This is a genomic window from Parascardovia denticolens DSM 10105 = JCM 12538, from assembly GCF_001042675.1.
Lineage (GTDB): Bacteria > Actinomycetota > Actinomycetes > Actinomycetales > Bifidobacteriaceae > Scardovia > Scardovia denticolens.
This window is the reverse complement of sequence record NZ_AP012333.1, coordinates 248690-263710: the sequence shown is the minus strand read 5'-3', so window position 1 is coordinate 263710 and position 15021 is coordinate 248690. Positions and strand designations below refer to the sequence as shown.

12 protein-coding genes are annotated in these 15021 nt (G+C 52.1%); 8 read left to right on the top strand and 4 right to left on the bottom strand.

The genetic code is table 11. The annotated features are described in order from the left end of the window. Together pgi and PSDT_RS01145 are read right to left on the bottom strand one after the other, a co-directional pair. Window positions 1-1695, bottom strand: a complete 1695-nt coding sequence (pgi, locus tag PSDT_RS01150) for a glucose-6-phosphate isomerase (protein ID WP_006289567.1) — start codon at window positions 1693-1695, stop codon at window positions 1-3. A 187-nt stretch (window positions 1696-1882) separates the two neighbouring features. Next, the gene (locus PSDT_RS01145; protein ID WP_006289566.1) at window positions 1883-3076 is read right to left on the bottom strand and encodes a mannose-1-phosphate guanylyltransferase; all 1194 of its coding nucleotides are present in this window, start codon (window positions 3074-3076) and stop codon (window positions 1883-1885) included. 252 nt (window positions 3077-3328) lie between these two features. On the opposite strand from PSDT_RS01145, the gene PSDT_RS01140 reads away from it, so the two are divergent. Beyond that, the gene (locus PSDT_RS01140) at window positions 3329-4231 is read left to right on the top strand and encodes an Abi family protein (protein ID WP_006289565.1); all 903 of its coding nucleotides are present in this window, start codon (window positions 3329-3331) and stop codon (window positions 4229-4231) included. 28 nt (window positions 4232-4259) lie between these two features. Here the strand turns inward: PSDT_RS01140 and PSDT_RS01135 are convergent, their stop codons facing one another. After that, window positions 4260-5513: an acyltransferase gene (locus PSDT_RS01135; protein ID WP_006290718.1), complete on the bottom strand. Its 1254-nt coding sequence runs from the start codon at window positions 5511-5513 to the stop codon at window positions 4260-4262. A gap of 318 nt (window positions 5514-5831) precedes the next feature. On the opposite strand from PSDT_RS01135, the gene PSDT_RS01130 reads away from it, so the two are divergent. The 6 genes from PSDT_RS01130 to PSDT_RS07985 all read left to right on the top strand — a co-directional run bounded on the left by PSDT_RS01130 (window position 5832) and on the right by PSDT_RS07985 (window position 12273). Next, window positions 5832-6827 (top strand): glycosyltransferase family 2 protein, encoded by a 996-nt coding sequence (locus PSDT_RS01130; protein ID WP_006289563.1) that lies wholly within the window; start codon window positions 5832-5834, stop codon window positions 6825-6827. A 141-nt stretch (window positions 6828-6968) separates the two neighbouring features. Then, window positions 6969-7820 carry a LicD family protein gene (locus tag PSDT_RS01125; RefSeq protein ID WP_006290719.1) on the top strand — a complete coding sequence of 284 codons (852 nt, stop codon included), beginning with the start codon at window positions 6969-6971 and terminating at the stop codon, window positions 7818-7820. Between the two features lie 86 nt (window positions 7821-7906). Continuing rightward, on the top strand, window positions 7907-8632 hold the full coding sequence (locus tag PSDT_RS01120) for an IspD/TarI family cytidylyltransferase (protein ID WP_006289561.1): 726 nt from the start codon (window positions 7907-7909) through the stop codon (window positions 8630-8632). A 91-nt stretch (window positions 8633-8723) separates the two neighbouring features. Next, the gene (locus PSDT_RS01115) at window positions 8724-9806 is read left to right on the top strand and encodes an NAD-dependent epimerase/dehydratase family protein (RefSeq protein ID WP_006289560.1); all 1083 of its coding nucleotides are present in this window, start codon (window positions 8724-8726) and stop codon (window positions 9804-9806) included. After that, window positions 9803-10891, top strand: coding sequence for a glycosyltransferase family 2 protein (locus PSDT_RS07990; protein ID WP_006289559.1), 1089 nt, complete (start codon window positions 9803-9805; stop codon window positions 10889-10891). Before PSDT_RS01115 ends, PSDT_RS07990 begins: the two co-directional genes overlap by 4 nt. Before the next feature lie 56 nt (window positions 10892-10947). Continuing rightward, window positions 10948-12273, top strand: a complete 1326-nt coding sequence (locus PSDT_RS07985) for a hypothetical protein (protein ID WP_143828315.1) — start codon at window positions 10948-10950, stop codon at window positions 12271-12273. Here the strand turns inward: PSDT_RS07985 and PSDT_RS01100 are convergent. Continuing rightward, window positions 12263-13276, bottom strand: coding sequence for a lectin-like domain-containing protein (locus PSDT_RS01100; protein WP_006289557.1), 1014 nt, complete (start codon window positions 13274-13276; stop codon window positions 12263-12265). The genes PSDT_RS07985 and PSDT_RS01100 overlap by 11 nt on opposite strands. 202 nt (window positions 13277-13478) lie before the next feature. On the opposite strand from PSDT_RS01100, the gene PSDT_RS01095 reads away from it, so the two are divergent. After that, window positions 13479-14999, top strand: a complete 1521-nt coding sequence (locus PSDT_RS01095; protein WP_006290722.1) for an oligosaccharide flippase family protein — start codon at window positions 13479-13481, stop codon at window positions 14997-14999. Window positions 15000-15021: the final 22 nt, after the last annotated feature.

The window sequence follows — 15021 nt, the reverse complement described above, 5'->3', positions numbered from 1 at the left end:
TTACCGGCGATGAGCGCGGTAGAAGCGGATCAGGGACTGGGTGGAAGCGTCCTGAGCGGCCAGGGCGTTGTCATCCTTGGAGATGGCGGGGGTGATTTCCTTGGCCAGGACCTTGCCCAGCTCCACGCCCCACTGATCGTAGGAATCCAGACCCCAAACAGTGCCTTCCACCAGTGTGATGTGCTCGTAGAGAGCGATCAGCTCACCCAAGGAGAAGGGGGTCAGAGCGTCACCGAAGATGGAGGTGGTGGGACGGTTGCCGGAGAAGACGCGGGCGGGCACGATGGCCTCGGCGGTCCCTTCAGCGCGCACTTCATCGGCGGTCTTGCCGAAGGCCAGAGCACGGGTCTGTGCCAGGTAGTTGGCCAGGAAGAGCTCGTGCACGTCCTGGTCCCCATCCTTAGTGGGGTTGGGGGTGTTGGCGAAAGCGATGAAGTCAGCGGGAATCAGACGGGTGCCTTGGTGAATCAGCTGATAGAAGGCGTGCTGGCCGTTGGTGCCGGGCTCGCCCCAGAAAATCTCGCCGGTCTGATAAGTGACGGGGGTGCCATCCCAGCGCACGGACTTGCCGTTGGACTCCATGGTCAGCTGCTGCAGATAGGCGGGGAAGCGGTGCAGGTACTGATCATAAGGCAGGACGGCGTGGGAGTGGGCGCCGAAGAAGTTCACGTACCACACGTTCATGAGGCCCATGAGAGCCACCACGTTCTGCTCCAGCGGGGTGTTGACGAAGTAGTCGTCAATGGCATGGAAGCCCTGGAGGAACTTCTCGAAGTTCTCCGGCCCGAAGACCACGGCCAGGGAGGTGCCGACGGCGGAATCCACGGAGTAGCGGCCGCCGACCCAGTTCCAGAAGCCGAAGGCGTTGGTGGGGTCGATGCCGAAGGCGGCGACCTTGTCCAAAGCGGTGGAAACGGCCACGAAGTGCTTGCTGATGGCGTCGGCCTTCTGCTCATCGGAGCCGTCGATGGCTCCTCGGGCCTGGAGGGAGTCAAGCAGCCAAGTGCGGGCGCAACGGGCGTTGGTCAAGGTCTCCAGAGTGGTGAAAGTCTTGGAAACGATGATGAAGAGGGTGGTCTCGGGGTTGAGGCCCTTGGTCTTCTCGGCCAGGTCGTTGGGGTCGATGTTGGAGACGTAACGGGCGAAGATGCCGGCGTCTGCGTAAGGCTTGAGGGCTTCGTAGGCCATGTTGGGACCCAGGTCGGAGCCGCCGATGCCGATGTTGACCACGGTCTCGATCCTCTTGCCGGTCACGCCGACCCACTCGCCGGAGCGGACCTTGTTGGCGAAGGCGTAGATTTTGTCCAGAACTTCGCGGACGTCCTTGACCGTGTCCTGACCGTCAACGACGAACTTGCCTTCATCGGAAGCGGGGCGACGCAAGGCGGTGTGGAGCACGGCGCGGTCTTCGGTGTTGTTGATGTGCACGCCATGGTACTGGTCCTGGATGCGCTGCTCCAGGCCGACCTCGTGGCCGAGCTGGGCCAGCAGGCGCATGGTTTCAGCGTTCACCAGGTTCTTGGACAGGTCGAAATGAAGGTCGCCGGCGTCAAAGCTCAGGCTCTGCACACGCTGAGAATCCTGTGCGAACCACTGGCGCAGGTTGATGCCATCCTTCTGCAACTGGTCGAAATGCTTCTGCAAATTGGCCCAAGCCTGGGTCTTCTGTGCATCCACGGGAGGATTGATAGACATTGAGGTCCCTTTCTACAGCCTTGCGCCGTTCGCAAAGCCCTTGTCAAGCGCCGCAGCTTGAACCGCCAGCGCCGTTCGGTTACGCATACTATGGTATCGGCTTGAAAGGACACTGTGTGTCGCCTGGAGAATGGCTAATTCTCGGGGATTTGAACGTTCTTTTTCTTTGATGACGGACGCTGCCCGGCTAGGCTTTTTCGGCGAGTCCGGACGCCTTCTTCACTTTTTGAGCTTGGGATTTTGGCATGACCAACAAGGCGTCTTCGGTGTCGACGATAGCAAAGTCTTCCACGCCAATCAGGGCGATAGTTTTCGCCGACTCTTCACTCGACTTATCCCGAACAAGCAGGTTATTTTTCGAGTCTATTGAGATCAGTTTCACGATCCTCTTGCCGGATTCCAAAATCCGGTTCCCGGCCTCATCGACCGCGGGGATATAGGCGGAAAGGGAGCCGAAATCGCCGATGTCGTTCCAGCCGAAGTCCCCGGGGACCACCGCCACCCCGCCCTCGGCGGAGACCGGTTCGGCGATGGCGTAGTCGAAGGCGATCTTCTCGATCCGCGGCCAGATAGCAGCCACGGTTTCCTCTTGGGCGGGGGTGTCCCAGGCGGCGACGATGGATTGGATCTGTTGGAACATGTCCGGATGCAGGCGCTCCACGTGGTCCAGCAGGACGCCGGCCTTCATGATGAACATGCCGGCGTTCCACAGGTAGCCGCCTTGGGCGAGGTAGCCGGCGGCGGTAGCGGCATCCGGCTTCTCCACGAAGCGCCGGACACGGTAAGCCTGGCCCTCGCCCTGCAAAGACTTGCCCTCCAAGTGGCCCCCCTGGTGGATGTATCCGAATGCGGTGGATGGCCCATCAGGGGTGATGCCGATGGTGGTTACGTAGCCGGCGCGGGCGGCGGCGATGGCCGTGCGCACAACGGGTTCGAAGCGGCCGCGGTCGGAAACGACTTGGTCGGCGGCGAAAGATCCCACGATGATATCTTGCCCATGACGCTTGGCCAGAATCGCCGTCCCTAAGGTGATGGCGGTCATGGAATCCCGTCCGATCGGCTCGGCGAAAATCTGGCTTGGCGCAAGCCCCGGCAGCTGCCTCATGACCGCGTCCACATGCCTCAGGCCTGTGCTGATCGCTAGGTGCTCTGCCCCGCACAAAGGAACCAGCCGATCCACCGTGTCCTGAATCATGGTGCGGCCGCAACCGGTGAGGTCGTAAAGGAACTTGGGCTTGTCTGCCCGGCTCAGAGGCCACAGGCGCGAGCCCACCCCCCCAGCCGGAATCAAGGCATAGAAATCAGGGCAAGGACCGGCATCATGGCGGTCATCGGCATCTTGATCATGGCAATACTCGGCTGAATTTTCAAGGCTTCCCATAGGGTCAGGCTAGCAAATTCCTGGGACCGCTGGATTCTCGTCAGCCGGTTCTCGTTATTCTCGTTTAGCCAAACTTATCTCAATATTTATCCATATTCGCGTATGACCCGCCAGCCAATTATAACAATGACTTTTTCATTCGGAAGGAGTAAAATCAGTCTTAACAGCGCCTCCCCAAGGTTAATAAAATCCTTTTTCCGGGTTTTATCCTGAAATGCGGGGGGCCGTTTTGTATTCTTGCTAAGGAGAGCAATGGCCGCCCCCTCATCGAAGCCTTTTAAGACGATTGATCAATTGACTGATTTGTTGATTGAAGAACGTGGCCTGAATTGTCAGGACTCGAACGCACTTAAAGAGTTCCTGACGAATATGAACTACTATCGATTCTCCGGGTATGCCCGCCATTGGCAGGAGGACCCACGCCACGGAAAAAATAATTTCATGCCTTCTACCAATTTCAACCACATCTGCGAAATTATGCTGAAAGACCACCAACTTCGACATCTGCTTCTCGAACAAATCAGCTATGTGGAAACCGCCACAAAAACGAGGTATGCACATGCTTTAGGGCAATCCTACGGGAACGGAGCGTTCTACCTTAAGCCCGAACTCTATTTCCCAAATACAACTCACGACGGCGAACCGATCAATGTTCCAGGCGGGCTTCTCTCTAACATTCAACGAAGCAATAGCAAGATGATATTGCATTACCGCAGCGATCATCTGGATAATGCCTATGCCGGCTATGAAAAGCTTCCGATTTGGGTCGCGGTTGAAGTCATCAGTCTGGGAAAATTCTCCCGCATGCTCAGCGATTTTAAAGATAACGGACCAGCGAAAGCAGTGACTAGCGGTCTTGGAATCCAGTGGGTCCCTTTCCCGAACACTTTACACTCGATTTCCACTCTGCGAAATCGCTGCGCTCACCATAGTCAACTCTGGCACAGGCCACTTGATATTGCGGCCCCTGTTCCTAAAAAGCTACGGCCGAAACAAATGAAATACAGTAATCAGAGCGTCTTCTCCACCATCATCATGTTGAATGATTATCGCAAACATATTGATGGCGATACATCCGTCTCCAAAGCAATCACGGACTTGATCGGCTCAGATTCCGACTATCAAGAGGGCATTTGCTACCCATCTCCCAAATGATTCATCCGCAAGCCGACGCCGCATAGCCTTACAGTCCACGGCCAAGCGACTTCCGGCAACCGCGCTCAAGTGCGGCCGTCGCCTGAGGAACGCGCAGAAGGCGGAAGAGCCAGGCGCGCGCTTTGTCAATCAGCAGGCAGGCGGCCACGTAGACCAGAGAGAAGCCCAGCGTGACCAGGATGATCAGGATGGTCGGTCGGCTCGCCAGCCACACGAACCGGTCGGACATGCCGACGTTCCACATGTAATCCTGCGTGTTGATCAGATAAACCGCGAAGGCCCCGGGCGCCAGGAACTTGACGATCTTGGTGAGGGTCTTGCTGGGTTTGAACTGGGCGCCGATGATCAGGTACAGCACGGACATGACCAGGATGGTCGGCGAGGTGTAGGAGACAAGCACGTCCTTGGCCACGTCGGTGTCGTACACGCTGAAGGAGAAGCCGGACATGAGCCAGCCCCAGGAGACCAAGGTCATGAGCACGATCCCCAGCAGGGCCAGCGGCGGCTTCACGTAGTCGCTGAATCGATACTTCTTGACGATGGCCCCGATCAGGTAAAGCATGGCCAGCCAGGTGAAGCTATAGCCGCCTTCCAGGTCGAAACGGGTGAAGAAGGTGTCGAAGAGGGAGAAGACGAAGAAAACCACTATCAGAAAGACGGCGGTGGTCCGGCGGTCGCAATGCTCCACGGCCAGGTTCAGCAGGGGCATGACGAAGAAGACCCCGGTGTAGGCGGTGAAGAACCAGTAGACCCCGTTGGAGACCGGGAAAACCCAGCGCAGCACGTCCGCCCCGGTCACTTTGCCGGGGGCGATGACCATATAGACCAGGCAGCAGCCGACCCCGTAGAAGACCACTTCTAGCCAGAGGCTGAGGTAGCTGGAGATTTTGAGGACACGCCGGGGCTGACCGGGCTCCTTGGGCGTCGGTCGGTAGCCCACATATCCGCTGATGAGACCGAAGACGTTGAGGGCCCCGTAGGCCCCGATCTCCATCAGCCAGCTGACCGCGTACTGGAAGGAGCCGGCCGCCGCGTTGTCCAGCACCCCGCCGGCGCCGAGGGTGTGCAGGATCAGCACGTAGAACATGGAGAAGATGCGCATGAAGTCGATCCCGTAGTTGCGCTCGCGCCGAGGGGATGGGGCCACCGCAGCCAGGGCCTTCCCCGCCGCTTTCGTCTGACCGTCCGCCGGTTCATCCACGTGTCTGGCCTTGCGCCAGAGCAGCTTCCCCTCGACCTGCTGATCATCCGGTAGATGTTTGGCTTGTTTCCTCTGCTCCATGGCCTTCTCCTGTATCCTGTTTTACCTTACCCGACCTTGCTTGCCTTATTGCCTCTTACGTCGCCTGCTTTTCTTGGTTTCTTGGTTATTGGCTTATGATGATTCCAGCTTTCAAGCTTTCTTGCGGAGTCTTCTTGGCACCGCCTCTCTTTTCTCCGTGATTTTGATTTCTTCTGTCCCTACCAGTGTACCCGGGGCGCTAACGTGCGTCGAGCAATAAATACATAATTGATATGGGTATAAATCCGCCCCTTTGCTCTCCACAGCCCCGAGGAGTGCAGAAATCAAGATAGGAATTAATAGTGAAAGGCCTCAACTATGAAAGATTCTTGCCCGAAAGTTTCCGTGATAGTTCCTTTCTACAATATCCACGACTGCGTGGAGTATTGTGTAAATAGCCTTCTACGACAGACCTATCCGAGTTGCGAATTTATACTAGTCGATGATGCCTCGACAGATATGACGGGAAAGCTTCTCGACCATTACCAAGATTTAGACCAAAGAATCATCGTTATTCATCAGAAACACGGGGGGCTGTCAACCGCACGAAATACCGGCATCGCCAGCTCAACTGGTAAGTATGTCGCTTTCGTAGATGGCGATGACGTAGTCTCGCCCTACTACATCGCATCTATGGTAGCCGCCGCCAAACAGAACCCTGGTTCAATGGCAATCGCAAAAATTCAAAATGAAAGTTTCAAGAAGGCTGTGGCCCATGACATCAAATGGGAAAAACCGTCTCACAACCGCATGATCTCCCAAGAACAGATGATTCACGACACACTTTACAATCGCATACCCGAGTGTGCTTGTGGCAAGCTATTCTTACGGTCGGATCTTACAGACGATTTTTTCCCAATCGGAAAAGTGTATGAAGACTTGGCTACGATAGGCAAAATTCTTTCCAGCTGCCGTAGTTTCGTTCTAATTTCCGAGCCTACATACGGCTATGTTCAGCGGACTGGCTCAATAGTGCATAGACGCCATGCAAAACTGACACAAGCAAATGATTATATCGATGCCATCAACTCTCTGACTAGATGGGCTTATTCACAGCCACGACCGCTGAAGGCCGCTATCCTGTACCGTACAGTTCTCTCCTATGTACGATTGCATTCAGTGGTAGTAACCATCATTGATCAGCCGCTTCAAGCCCGGAAGATTGACTCACGAATCATTAAATATGTAAGACGGCATTACGGAAAACTTCTAATGGATTCGGACTGCCCGTTATCCTCAAAAATTCGATTTCTCATCTTCGCCTTATGCCCAAAGCTACACGACTGCTTGTTGCGGCTCGTCAGCAGAAAATAAGCTCTACCACGATTTTCCATTCAAAAAACCGCAGAAAGCATATATTCATCTTTGAGCGCCGATTCGTTGCTTTTACATGTCAGGAATTTGTTGGATTCGCTTCATCTGTCTCGGAAGGCTCCTCATATATAATGTACTGTTATGAGCAACGTAAGAACCCTGATCCAACCTGCGAAGAATAGGACAAGCAACCTTCTCTCAGCGGACGAGATAAAGAAAGAAGAGCTTAACATCCTTCTTGCTTTCAAGGAACTCTGCAGCAGTCTGAATTTGAAATACACGCTCATCGGCGGTACTCTGCTTGGCGCAATCCGTCATCAGGGATTCATCCCCTGGGACGATGACATCGACGTTGGAATGCCACGATATGACTACATGAAAATGATCGATTTCATCCACCACAACCATTCACTCAAAAGGCTCGAGTTGGAAGATATCTATCTGGTCCCCCTCGAGGAATCGACCTTCGTTAAACTCGTCTCGACAAAAGTGCATGTTCAAGAACGTTTTAATCAAAATCCAGGGCATCTATGGATCGACATCATGCCTATCGATGGCTTGCCCGATTCAGCTGCAGCAACCCAAAAGCTTTACCGTCGCGTGACCTTTTACCGTAAAATTCTTAGCATGTCCTATGCAAATCCTCACGAGGGGACAACTTTCCTACGAAAAATCGTCAAACGCTGTTTCCAGTCAATAGATAGGAATCATTGGCTGGGGAAAAAGGCCATGCACAAAATCAATCGGATCGCCAAGGAAAACCCATATGGATCCACGGGGTATGTCGGTGCCCTCACCAACGGACTCTACGGGGCTGGCGAACGCATGCCCATCAAGGGGTATGAAGACACGGTTGAAGTGACCTTCGAAGGCGAACGATTCAAAGCCATGTCTTGCTGGGATAGCTATCTGACCGGCATATACGGCGATTACATGACTTTGCCACCTGTGGAAAAGAGGGTGAATCATCAAATGAAAGCATGGCGGGAGTAAGCGAAAGCCCAGTCAAGACTAAACATGCGTGTAAGCTCTATAAAAAAGAAGGAATTCAGGCAGGGTCTGTCCAGCGGAGGTTTTAAATGGCGAACATCGCGGTACTCATCGCAGGCGGTTCAGGCTCCCGCATGGGCCAGGACCTGCCCAAGCAATTCATCAACGTCTTCGACAAACCCGTCATCGTCTATACTTTGGAAAGCTTCCAGCGGCACCCCGAAATCGATAAAATCGTCGTGGTCTGCATCAAAGGTTGGGAAGAGGTCACCCGCGCCTACGCCAAGCAGTTCAACATCGACAAGCTGATCACAATCGTCCCCGGAGGCGAGTCCGGCCAAGAATCCATCCGCAACGGAGTCTATAGCCTAGAAGGCATCGCCCAACCGGACGACCTGGTGGTCATCCATGACGGCGTGCGCCCTTTGGTCGATTCCGCCATCCTTTCCGACGTATTGCGCATCGCCCGTCAACATGGCAACGCCGTGACCTCCCTGCCTTACAACGAGCAAATCTTCTTCGTGGATCCGGAAGACCCTTCCACCACCACCGAATACATTCCGCGTGAAAAGCTCCGTCGCGTCTCCACCCCGCAGGCTTACCGTTTCGACCTCCTGGATTCCAAATATCATGAAGCTTTCGAGAAGAAGATCGGTATCGACGGGTCCAACTACACCAACACCATGATGGTCCAGCTGGGGGTCCGCCTTTACTTCGCCGCCGGCTCGGAGAAGAACATCAAGCTCACGACCAAAGACAATCTGGAGATGTTCAAGGCTTACCTGCGTCAGGATGAAGACACCTGGCTCAAGTAGGCTCAAGCCAGGTGGCAGTAAACTAGGACATGTTCGGATACGCCAACACACTTAGACACGCTAGGACACACTCGGACGGATGGAAGGCATCATGCACAGGTTGGAAAACAAGCTCTATCAGGAAGACTTGGAAACGGTCGCGAAATCGCTCAGCATCGACTGGGTTTCGTTCAAAGGGGCGACGATCGCCATTTCCGGCGCGACCGGCATGATTGGCACTTTCCTGGTTGACCTCCTCATGCATAAAACAGCCAAGGACGAGGCCGGCATCCGCGTGATCGCCATGGGCCGCGACGAAGAGAAGGCACACAAGCGGCTCCCTTACTTTGATGACCCGCATTTCTCCTTTGACCAGGTGGACGTAAGCCTCCCCGGAAGCCGTCCTTCACACCCGGCCGACGTGGTCATCCACCTGGCCAGCACCACCCACCCCCGTGCCTACGCCACCGACCCCATCGGAACAGTGACCTCGAATATCCAAGGCCTCATGAACCTCTTGGATTACGCCTGCATGGGCGAGACGCCGGCCAAGTTCGTCTTCGCCTCCTCGGTGGAAGTCTACGGGCAGAACCGCGAAGACACCGAAAAATTCAGCGAAGACTACTGCGGATACATCAACAGCAACACCCTGCGCGCCGGCTACCCCGAGTCCAAACGCTGCGGGGAGGCCTTGTGCCAGGCCTTTCTGGCCCAAAAGCACGTCCCCGTCTTCATCCCCCGTCTGCCGCGCACTTATGGCCCCACCATGCTCTCTTCGGATTCCAAAGCCCTCTCCCAATTCATCAAGAAAGGTCTGGCCCACGAAGACATAGTCCTCAAGAGCGAAGGGACCCAGGAATATTCCTATCTCTACGTGGCGGATACGGTGGAGGGCCTGCTGACGGCGCTGACGCGAGGGGAAGCTGGACAAGCCTACAACGTGGCCGACGCCCAATCCGACGTGATGTTGAAAGACCTGGCCAGCGCGATCGCCGCAGCCAGCGGCCAGCAGGTGATTTTCAAGCTGCCGGACGCCATTGAAGCGGCGGGTTACTCCACAGCCACCAAGGCCATGATGGACGGGTCCAGATTGCGGTCCCTGGGCTGGGAAGCGCATTATTCCATCGCCGACGGGCTCCGCCGGACCTTGGAGATACTGGGCGATGACGCCGATTCCGGGGAGGCGGTCCGATGACGGCAACCACCTCAGACCACCCTCTCGTCTCCATCATCACTCCTGTTTACAATACCCCCAAAGAGCTTTTCCTGGCATGCAAAAACAGCGTTCTGAACCAGACCCTGACCGATTTTGAATGGCTCCTCCTTGACGACGGGAGTGACGATGACACGGTCGCCATGCTCGACGAAGCAGGGCATGAGGATCCCCGTATACATGTTTATCATCTGCCCCGTGGAGGGGTCTCCAAGGCTCGGAATTTCGGATTGGATACCTGTAGAGGGCGGTACATCACTTTTGTTGACGCTGATGACACCGTTGAACCGATTTTCTTGGAACATGCGTCCCAAGCATTGCGGGGCAATAACGCGGATATCGCGATTGGACGTTTGGCGCATTCTAGTTTGGGAGAGTCAAAGCCGCAGCTACCTTCTAACCTGGTTTCGCGTGAAAAGGCATTATCAGGGTCTGAACTTAGTTCCTTCTTACGATTTACAATCTCTGGAACCCCTCTAAAAGGCCATACCCGATCAGACTATTTCGGCATTCGCCCACATCCAATAGCTCCAAGACTATATTCGAGCAACCTTATCAAGGATGAAAGGTTCTCTGAAAAAATGTCATTAGCCGAAGATGGTTTATTCGGAAGTATTACAATTCAAAATGCACACACTGTGGTCATTGTTGATGAAGTTTGGTATTGGTATATACAATCGGCGGGCTCGACAACGAAGCATCTTGACCTTCGCAATGTAATACATCAATTTGAGAGTTTCAACATTTATTGCGAATCAGGAGAAAGATTCGGTTGGGATGCCTCTGATCTAGGAATGCGCATGTATTCAGAACTGAATTATCGTTGGGGCAATAATTCGCTGAAGTTGAGTAATTGCTTTCTGCGCAACTGCCTAAGCGCAATTTTTCGGATTAAATCATTCCGACTCCTCCGTAGAATTCGCTTATCTGAATATAACCTTTCGGCACGAGGGTTCCTAGTATGCCTCGCTGCGAAATACCAGAATGCTACTCTATTAACACTGATATTCAAAGTTTCCTCAAAAATTCACTCCCAAAAATCTCATGCTGGCCTGGCAGGTGTATGATGTCGCAAATCCGCAGATTTCTAGACCTACAAATTCCCAGTACTCAAAATCATCTTGTGAAACAACTTGGGGAAGCCTTGTTTTTAATCGCTTTCTTTGTCTTCACTTTTAATTCTTGGCTTGGTTTAACTGGTAATAAAACACTCCTTTTTCTCGATCTTAATCACTTTAAAAAAATCTGCTACGGCATCGTTCTCATTTGCCTTTGTACAAAAGCTGTATTACAGAAATATAAAGTAAAACATTTATTGCTGCTCGGGTTGGCGGGAGGCTTGCTCGCCATTTCTTCACGATATTCCTCATCAAAAACTTTAGTATGGATTTTCTTATTCATTTTGACTGCCCAGGGCCTGTCTCTAATCTCTTTAGCCTTTATTTTGATAGTTTCCCTCATTCTAATTGGAATCCTAACTTTTGGAAGATATGCTTCGGGTACGATTTCAGATTTTATTTTGAATGCCTCTGGATCGCGAGGAATCCGTCACTCTATGGGGTTCACACACCCAAATACACTTGCGATTTATCTGTTCACTATTTGCCTTGTATGCTTGACACTAAAACGTTGGGCAGTACGATGGTTTGACGCTATAACCTGTCTGATTCTTGCTCTGTTTACGTATCGCATCACCGGTTCTCGCACATCTACAATATGTTTTTTTGTGATAATACTTGTCATTTTTTATTTACTGGTTATTCAGCCTAAGCTAAAACCCAACTTCAAAGTGAGGTTCGAGAAAACCATTACATCCCTAATCGCAGCTTTATCGCTGGCAATTGCTTTCTTTAGCATTATTGCACTATTCTTGTTTAATCCTAAGATACGATTTTGGTCTATAACCGATTCTCTTTCTTCGGGTCGATTCCATCTCATGCATAGCTACTATGAAAAATACGGGCTGACCCTCCTAGGAAACAATTATAGCAAAGCGCCGGCTCAATCATACTCATTACATGGGGAACCAATACGGTTTGTAGTAGATAATTTGTTCGCCAGATTAATTCTCCAAAATGGAATTCTCATAGGTTCAGCTGGGATCGCTATACTTTTATACTGCGAGTGGAAGCTATTGAAGGCACCAAAGACAATCTTCATTTCATACTCGCTTTTCATAATCATTGGTCTTATGGAAGCCCTCTGTTTATGGCTCTATGTCGACTTCTTTGTACTAGCGATAGCGTCAATAATTTACTCGCAAAACCCGGATTATTTAAATTCAACTAATTCTATACTAGAACGAGTATGGTTATATCGATTTTTAACTGGAAGACCGTACAGACAGCACGGGCGCCACCACCCTCCCATCAAAACTCATTTTCCAAGAAATTTTAACCATCGTCAAGAAAACAACTTATTCCACCCAGCTCATGCTTCTAAGAATTGATTTTCGCAGGAGTGAATTCGCATCGTTGAATTCGTACTTGCTGCCTATTATGATAACCACTTCCTGTAGTTGCAGCAATAGAAAAATACCATTTCGAAGAGCGACCAATCCACTCTTTAACATTCTTCTCCCAAACAACTCCAGCGTAGCGAATGGTCATCATCTTTGTCTCACCGTTGTAAATTAGAGAGAAATCTCGAAATTCATTGTGATCTGGTGGGGGGATTTCCTGCGGTAAAGGATTTGAAAATAGGACTTGCGAAAAGCCTTTCGGAACCTGCGAATCGTTTTCCCCCCGCGAGTTCACGCCTTGCGTATTGATAAAAGCGCCGAAAGATTTTGCAACGAATTGTGGAGGGTCAGCAGAGTACTGCATTCCTTTTTTTGCGCCCTTTTCTGCATCGCTTTGGCTATTATAATATGTATCTAATTTGAATCCAAAGGCGTCCTTGATACCTCCGATGGCAAGACTGCCACCAGAATGTCCAAACTCCCAGGCTGAGCCCGAATGGAAGAAAAAGGCTATACCATCGCTTCCAAACTTCTGAGAATCTTTATTACCAAGATTGACGGAGAGAGTAATACTGAAATCTCGGTCTAGATTAATTGGACTTTTTAAAGCGATTGCGCCTTGCTGCCAATCCGTATCTTTTGTGAATGTCTGAACACCGGTTTTAGGATTAAATTGATTTATTGCTGTCCCCATTGAACCGAAAGCAGTTGAGTAATTTGAAGTAGTCACTGTTAAAGGACCGTTCAATACTCTGTTCGAGACAATGATCAATGTCCATGTGAGAAAAATAACCATGAAAACTTCAAGAATAACTATACTTTTTTTCGATAATCTGCCCTGGAAAGGCAGAAACTCGTACTGAAAACCTTCCTGATTGTGGAAAGTCACTTCACCAATGGAATCATACCCTGCTTCACCCAGAATATGTGAGCCAGAGAACCTCTTCGCATGCTTTGGTACAACCGGCTGCCCGAAAAAATGATTCACCATGCGGTAGTCCTCCTCGAAAGCGAAACAAGGCACCTTCCTTTTTCCTGAATAGCATAACTCGACCAGAAAACCAACGCATAATGCTGTTCGTATTCAATTAATATTTTAGAGTATACTATCTTTTACATGGGGGCTTTAACTACCTTCGAATTTGACGAGAATGGATGGCTGAGCAGTGAATAAACGCAAAGCAGGCGCTATCATGTCGTACGCTTATTCAGCGGCGCAGGTTATCGTCAATCTGATTTACGTCCCCCTGCTCCTTGGAGGAATCGGGAAGGCCGAATACGGCCTCTTCCAGATGATCGGATCGGTCATCGCCTATCTTAACGTCATCAACTCGACTCTCTCCGCTGGGGCGACCCGCTATTACAGCAAGTATTACGTTCTGGGCGACAAAGACGGTATGTCCAACACCTTGGGGATTCTGAAAAGGATTTACCGCTGGGCCAATTTCATTCTCTCCGCGGCCGCGGTGATTCTCACGGTGACCGTCCGCCTGGTCTACGCAAAGTCTTTCACTCCTTGGGAGCTTACCGAAAGCTGCCTCCTGATCGCCGTCCTGGCGGTCAATCTGATTGTGACCATGAACAACACGATCAGCATCGCGGTCATCACTTCCCATGAGGAGTTCGTCTTCCTGCGCGCGACCATGCTGGCGACGACGGTCCTGCAGCCTTTGTTGGTCTTGGTAGCCATCAAATTCTTCCCTTACGCCCTTACCGTCAGCATCACCCAGCTCATCGCCAATACCATCTGCCGCACAATCCAACATGTATATGCGGAACGCAAGCTTGGCATGGATTCCAAGCTCCGTTGGCTCGATAAAGACTTGGAGAAAGGCCTCCTCGCCTTTTCGGGGGCCATCATCCTCGCCGCCGTCGCCGACCAGATCTTTTGGAAGACCGACCAGCTCATCCTCGGTTTCATGTATGGGACGGGCGTGGTCGCCGTATATTCGGTCGGCTCCCAGGTCGTCAACGCCTACCTTCCTTTGGGGACGGCCGTCTCCTCCGTTTTCCTGCCCAAAGTGTCCCAGCTCTGGCATAAGGATCATGACATTCACGCCATTTCGGAGCTGTTCACGCGAGTGAGCCGGGTCGCCCTTTACCCCCTGCTGATCGTTCTTACCGGCTTCATAGTTTTTGGGCAGACCTTTATCCGTTTATGGGCTGGCCCCGGCTACCAGGATGCATATTGGGTCGCGGTGATCGAGCTCGTGCCCTTCACCATCGATCTCGCACAAAACATCGGACTGACAATTCTCCAGGTATTGAACAAATACGGATTCCGAGCCGAAATGTACATCGTCTCCGCCGTCTTGAACATTTTCCTGACCATCATCCTGGCGGCCCGTTTCGGCAGCGTGGGGGCGGCGATCTCCTCCGGAATCGCTATGTTCATCAGCAGCGGTCTGATCCTCAACTGGTATTACGCGGCTAGGATTCGACTCGATATGAAAGCCTACTGGGCAAGTATCGCCCGGCAAACCTTCCCCTTCATCATCCTCTGCGCGGCAGCGACTTGGGGATGGAACGCTTTGAGTTTCCCAGCGCGATGGGGGACCCTGCTTCTAGGCATCATCCTCTATACCTTGGCCTTCCTGATCGTTGCCTACCTCGTCAGCGCAAACTCGTATGAACGTGGACTGGTACGCAGGGCCGTCGGGAGGCTTTCTCGCGGAAAGGCTATAAGCAGGAAGCAGCACGGCAAACATGCATGAGTAAATGCACAACAAATAAATG

Bases quoted from the DNA above. Each gene is read 5' to 3' on its own strand.
- PSDT_RS01120 (WP_006289561.1), top strand. From the start codon at position 7,907: ATGGCGAACATCGCGGTACTCATCGCAGGCGGTTCAGGCTCCCGCATG.
- PSDT_RS01135 (WP_006290718.1), bottom strand. From the start codon at position 5,513: ATGGAGCAGAGGAAACAAGCCAAACATCTACCGGATGATCAGCAGGTC.
- PSDT_RS01115 (WP_006289560.1), top strand. From the start codon at position 8,724: ATGCACAGGTTGGAAAACAAGCTCTATCAGGAAGACTTGGAAACGGTC.
- PSDT_RS01145 (WP_006289566.1), bottom strand. From the start codon at position 3,076: ATGGGAAGCCTTGAAAATTCAGCCGAGTATTGCCATGATCAAGATGCC.
- PSDT_RS01125 (WP_006290719.1), top strand. From the start codon at position 6,969: ATGAGCAACGTAAGAACCCTGATCCAACCTGCGAAGAATAGGACAAGC.
- PSDT_RS01140 (WP_006289565.1), top strand. From the start codon at position 3,329: ATGGCCGCCCCCTCATCGAAGCCTTTTAAGACGATTGATCAATTGACT.
- PSDT_RS07990 (WP_006289559.1), top strand. From the start codon at position 9,803: ATGACGGCAACCACCTCAGACCACCCTCTCGTCTCCATCATCACTCCT.
- pgi (WP_006289567.1), bottom strand. From the start codon at position 1,695: ATGTCTATCAATCCTCCCGTGGATGCACAGAAGACCCAGGCTTGGGCC.
- PSDT_RS01100 (WP_006289557.1), bottom strand. From the start codon at position 13,276: ATGGTGAATCATTTTTTCGGGCAGCCGGTTGTACCAAAGCATGCGAAG.
- PSDT_RS01095 (WP_006290722.1), top strand. From the start codon at position 13,479: ATGTCGTACGCTTATTCAGCGGCGCAGGTTATCGTCAATCTGATTTAC.
- PSDT_RS01130 (WP_006289563.1), top strand. From the start codon at position 5,832: ATGAAAGATTCTTGCCCGAAAGTTTCCGTGATAGTTCCTTTCTACAAT.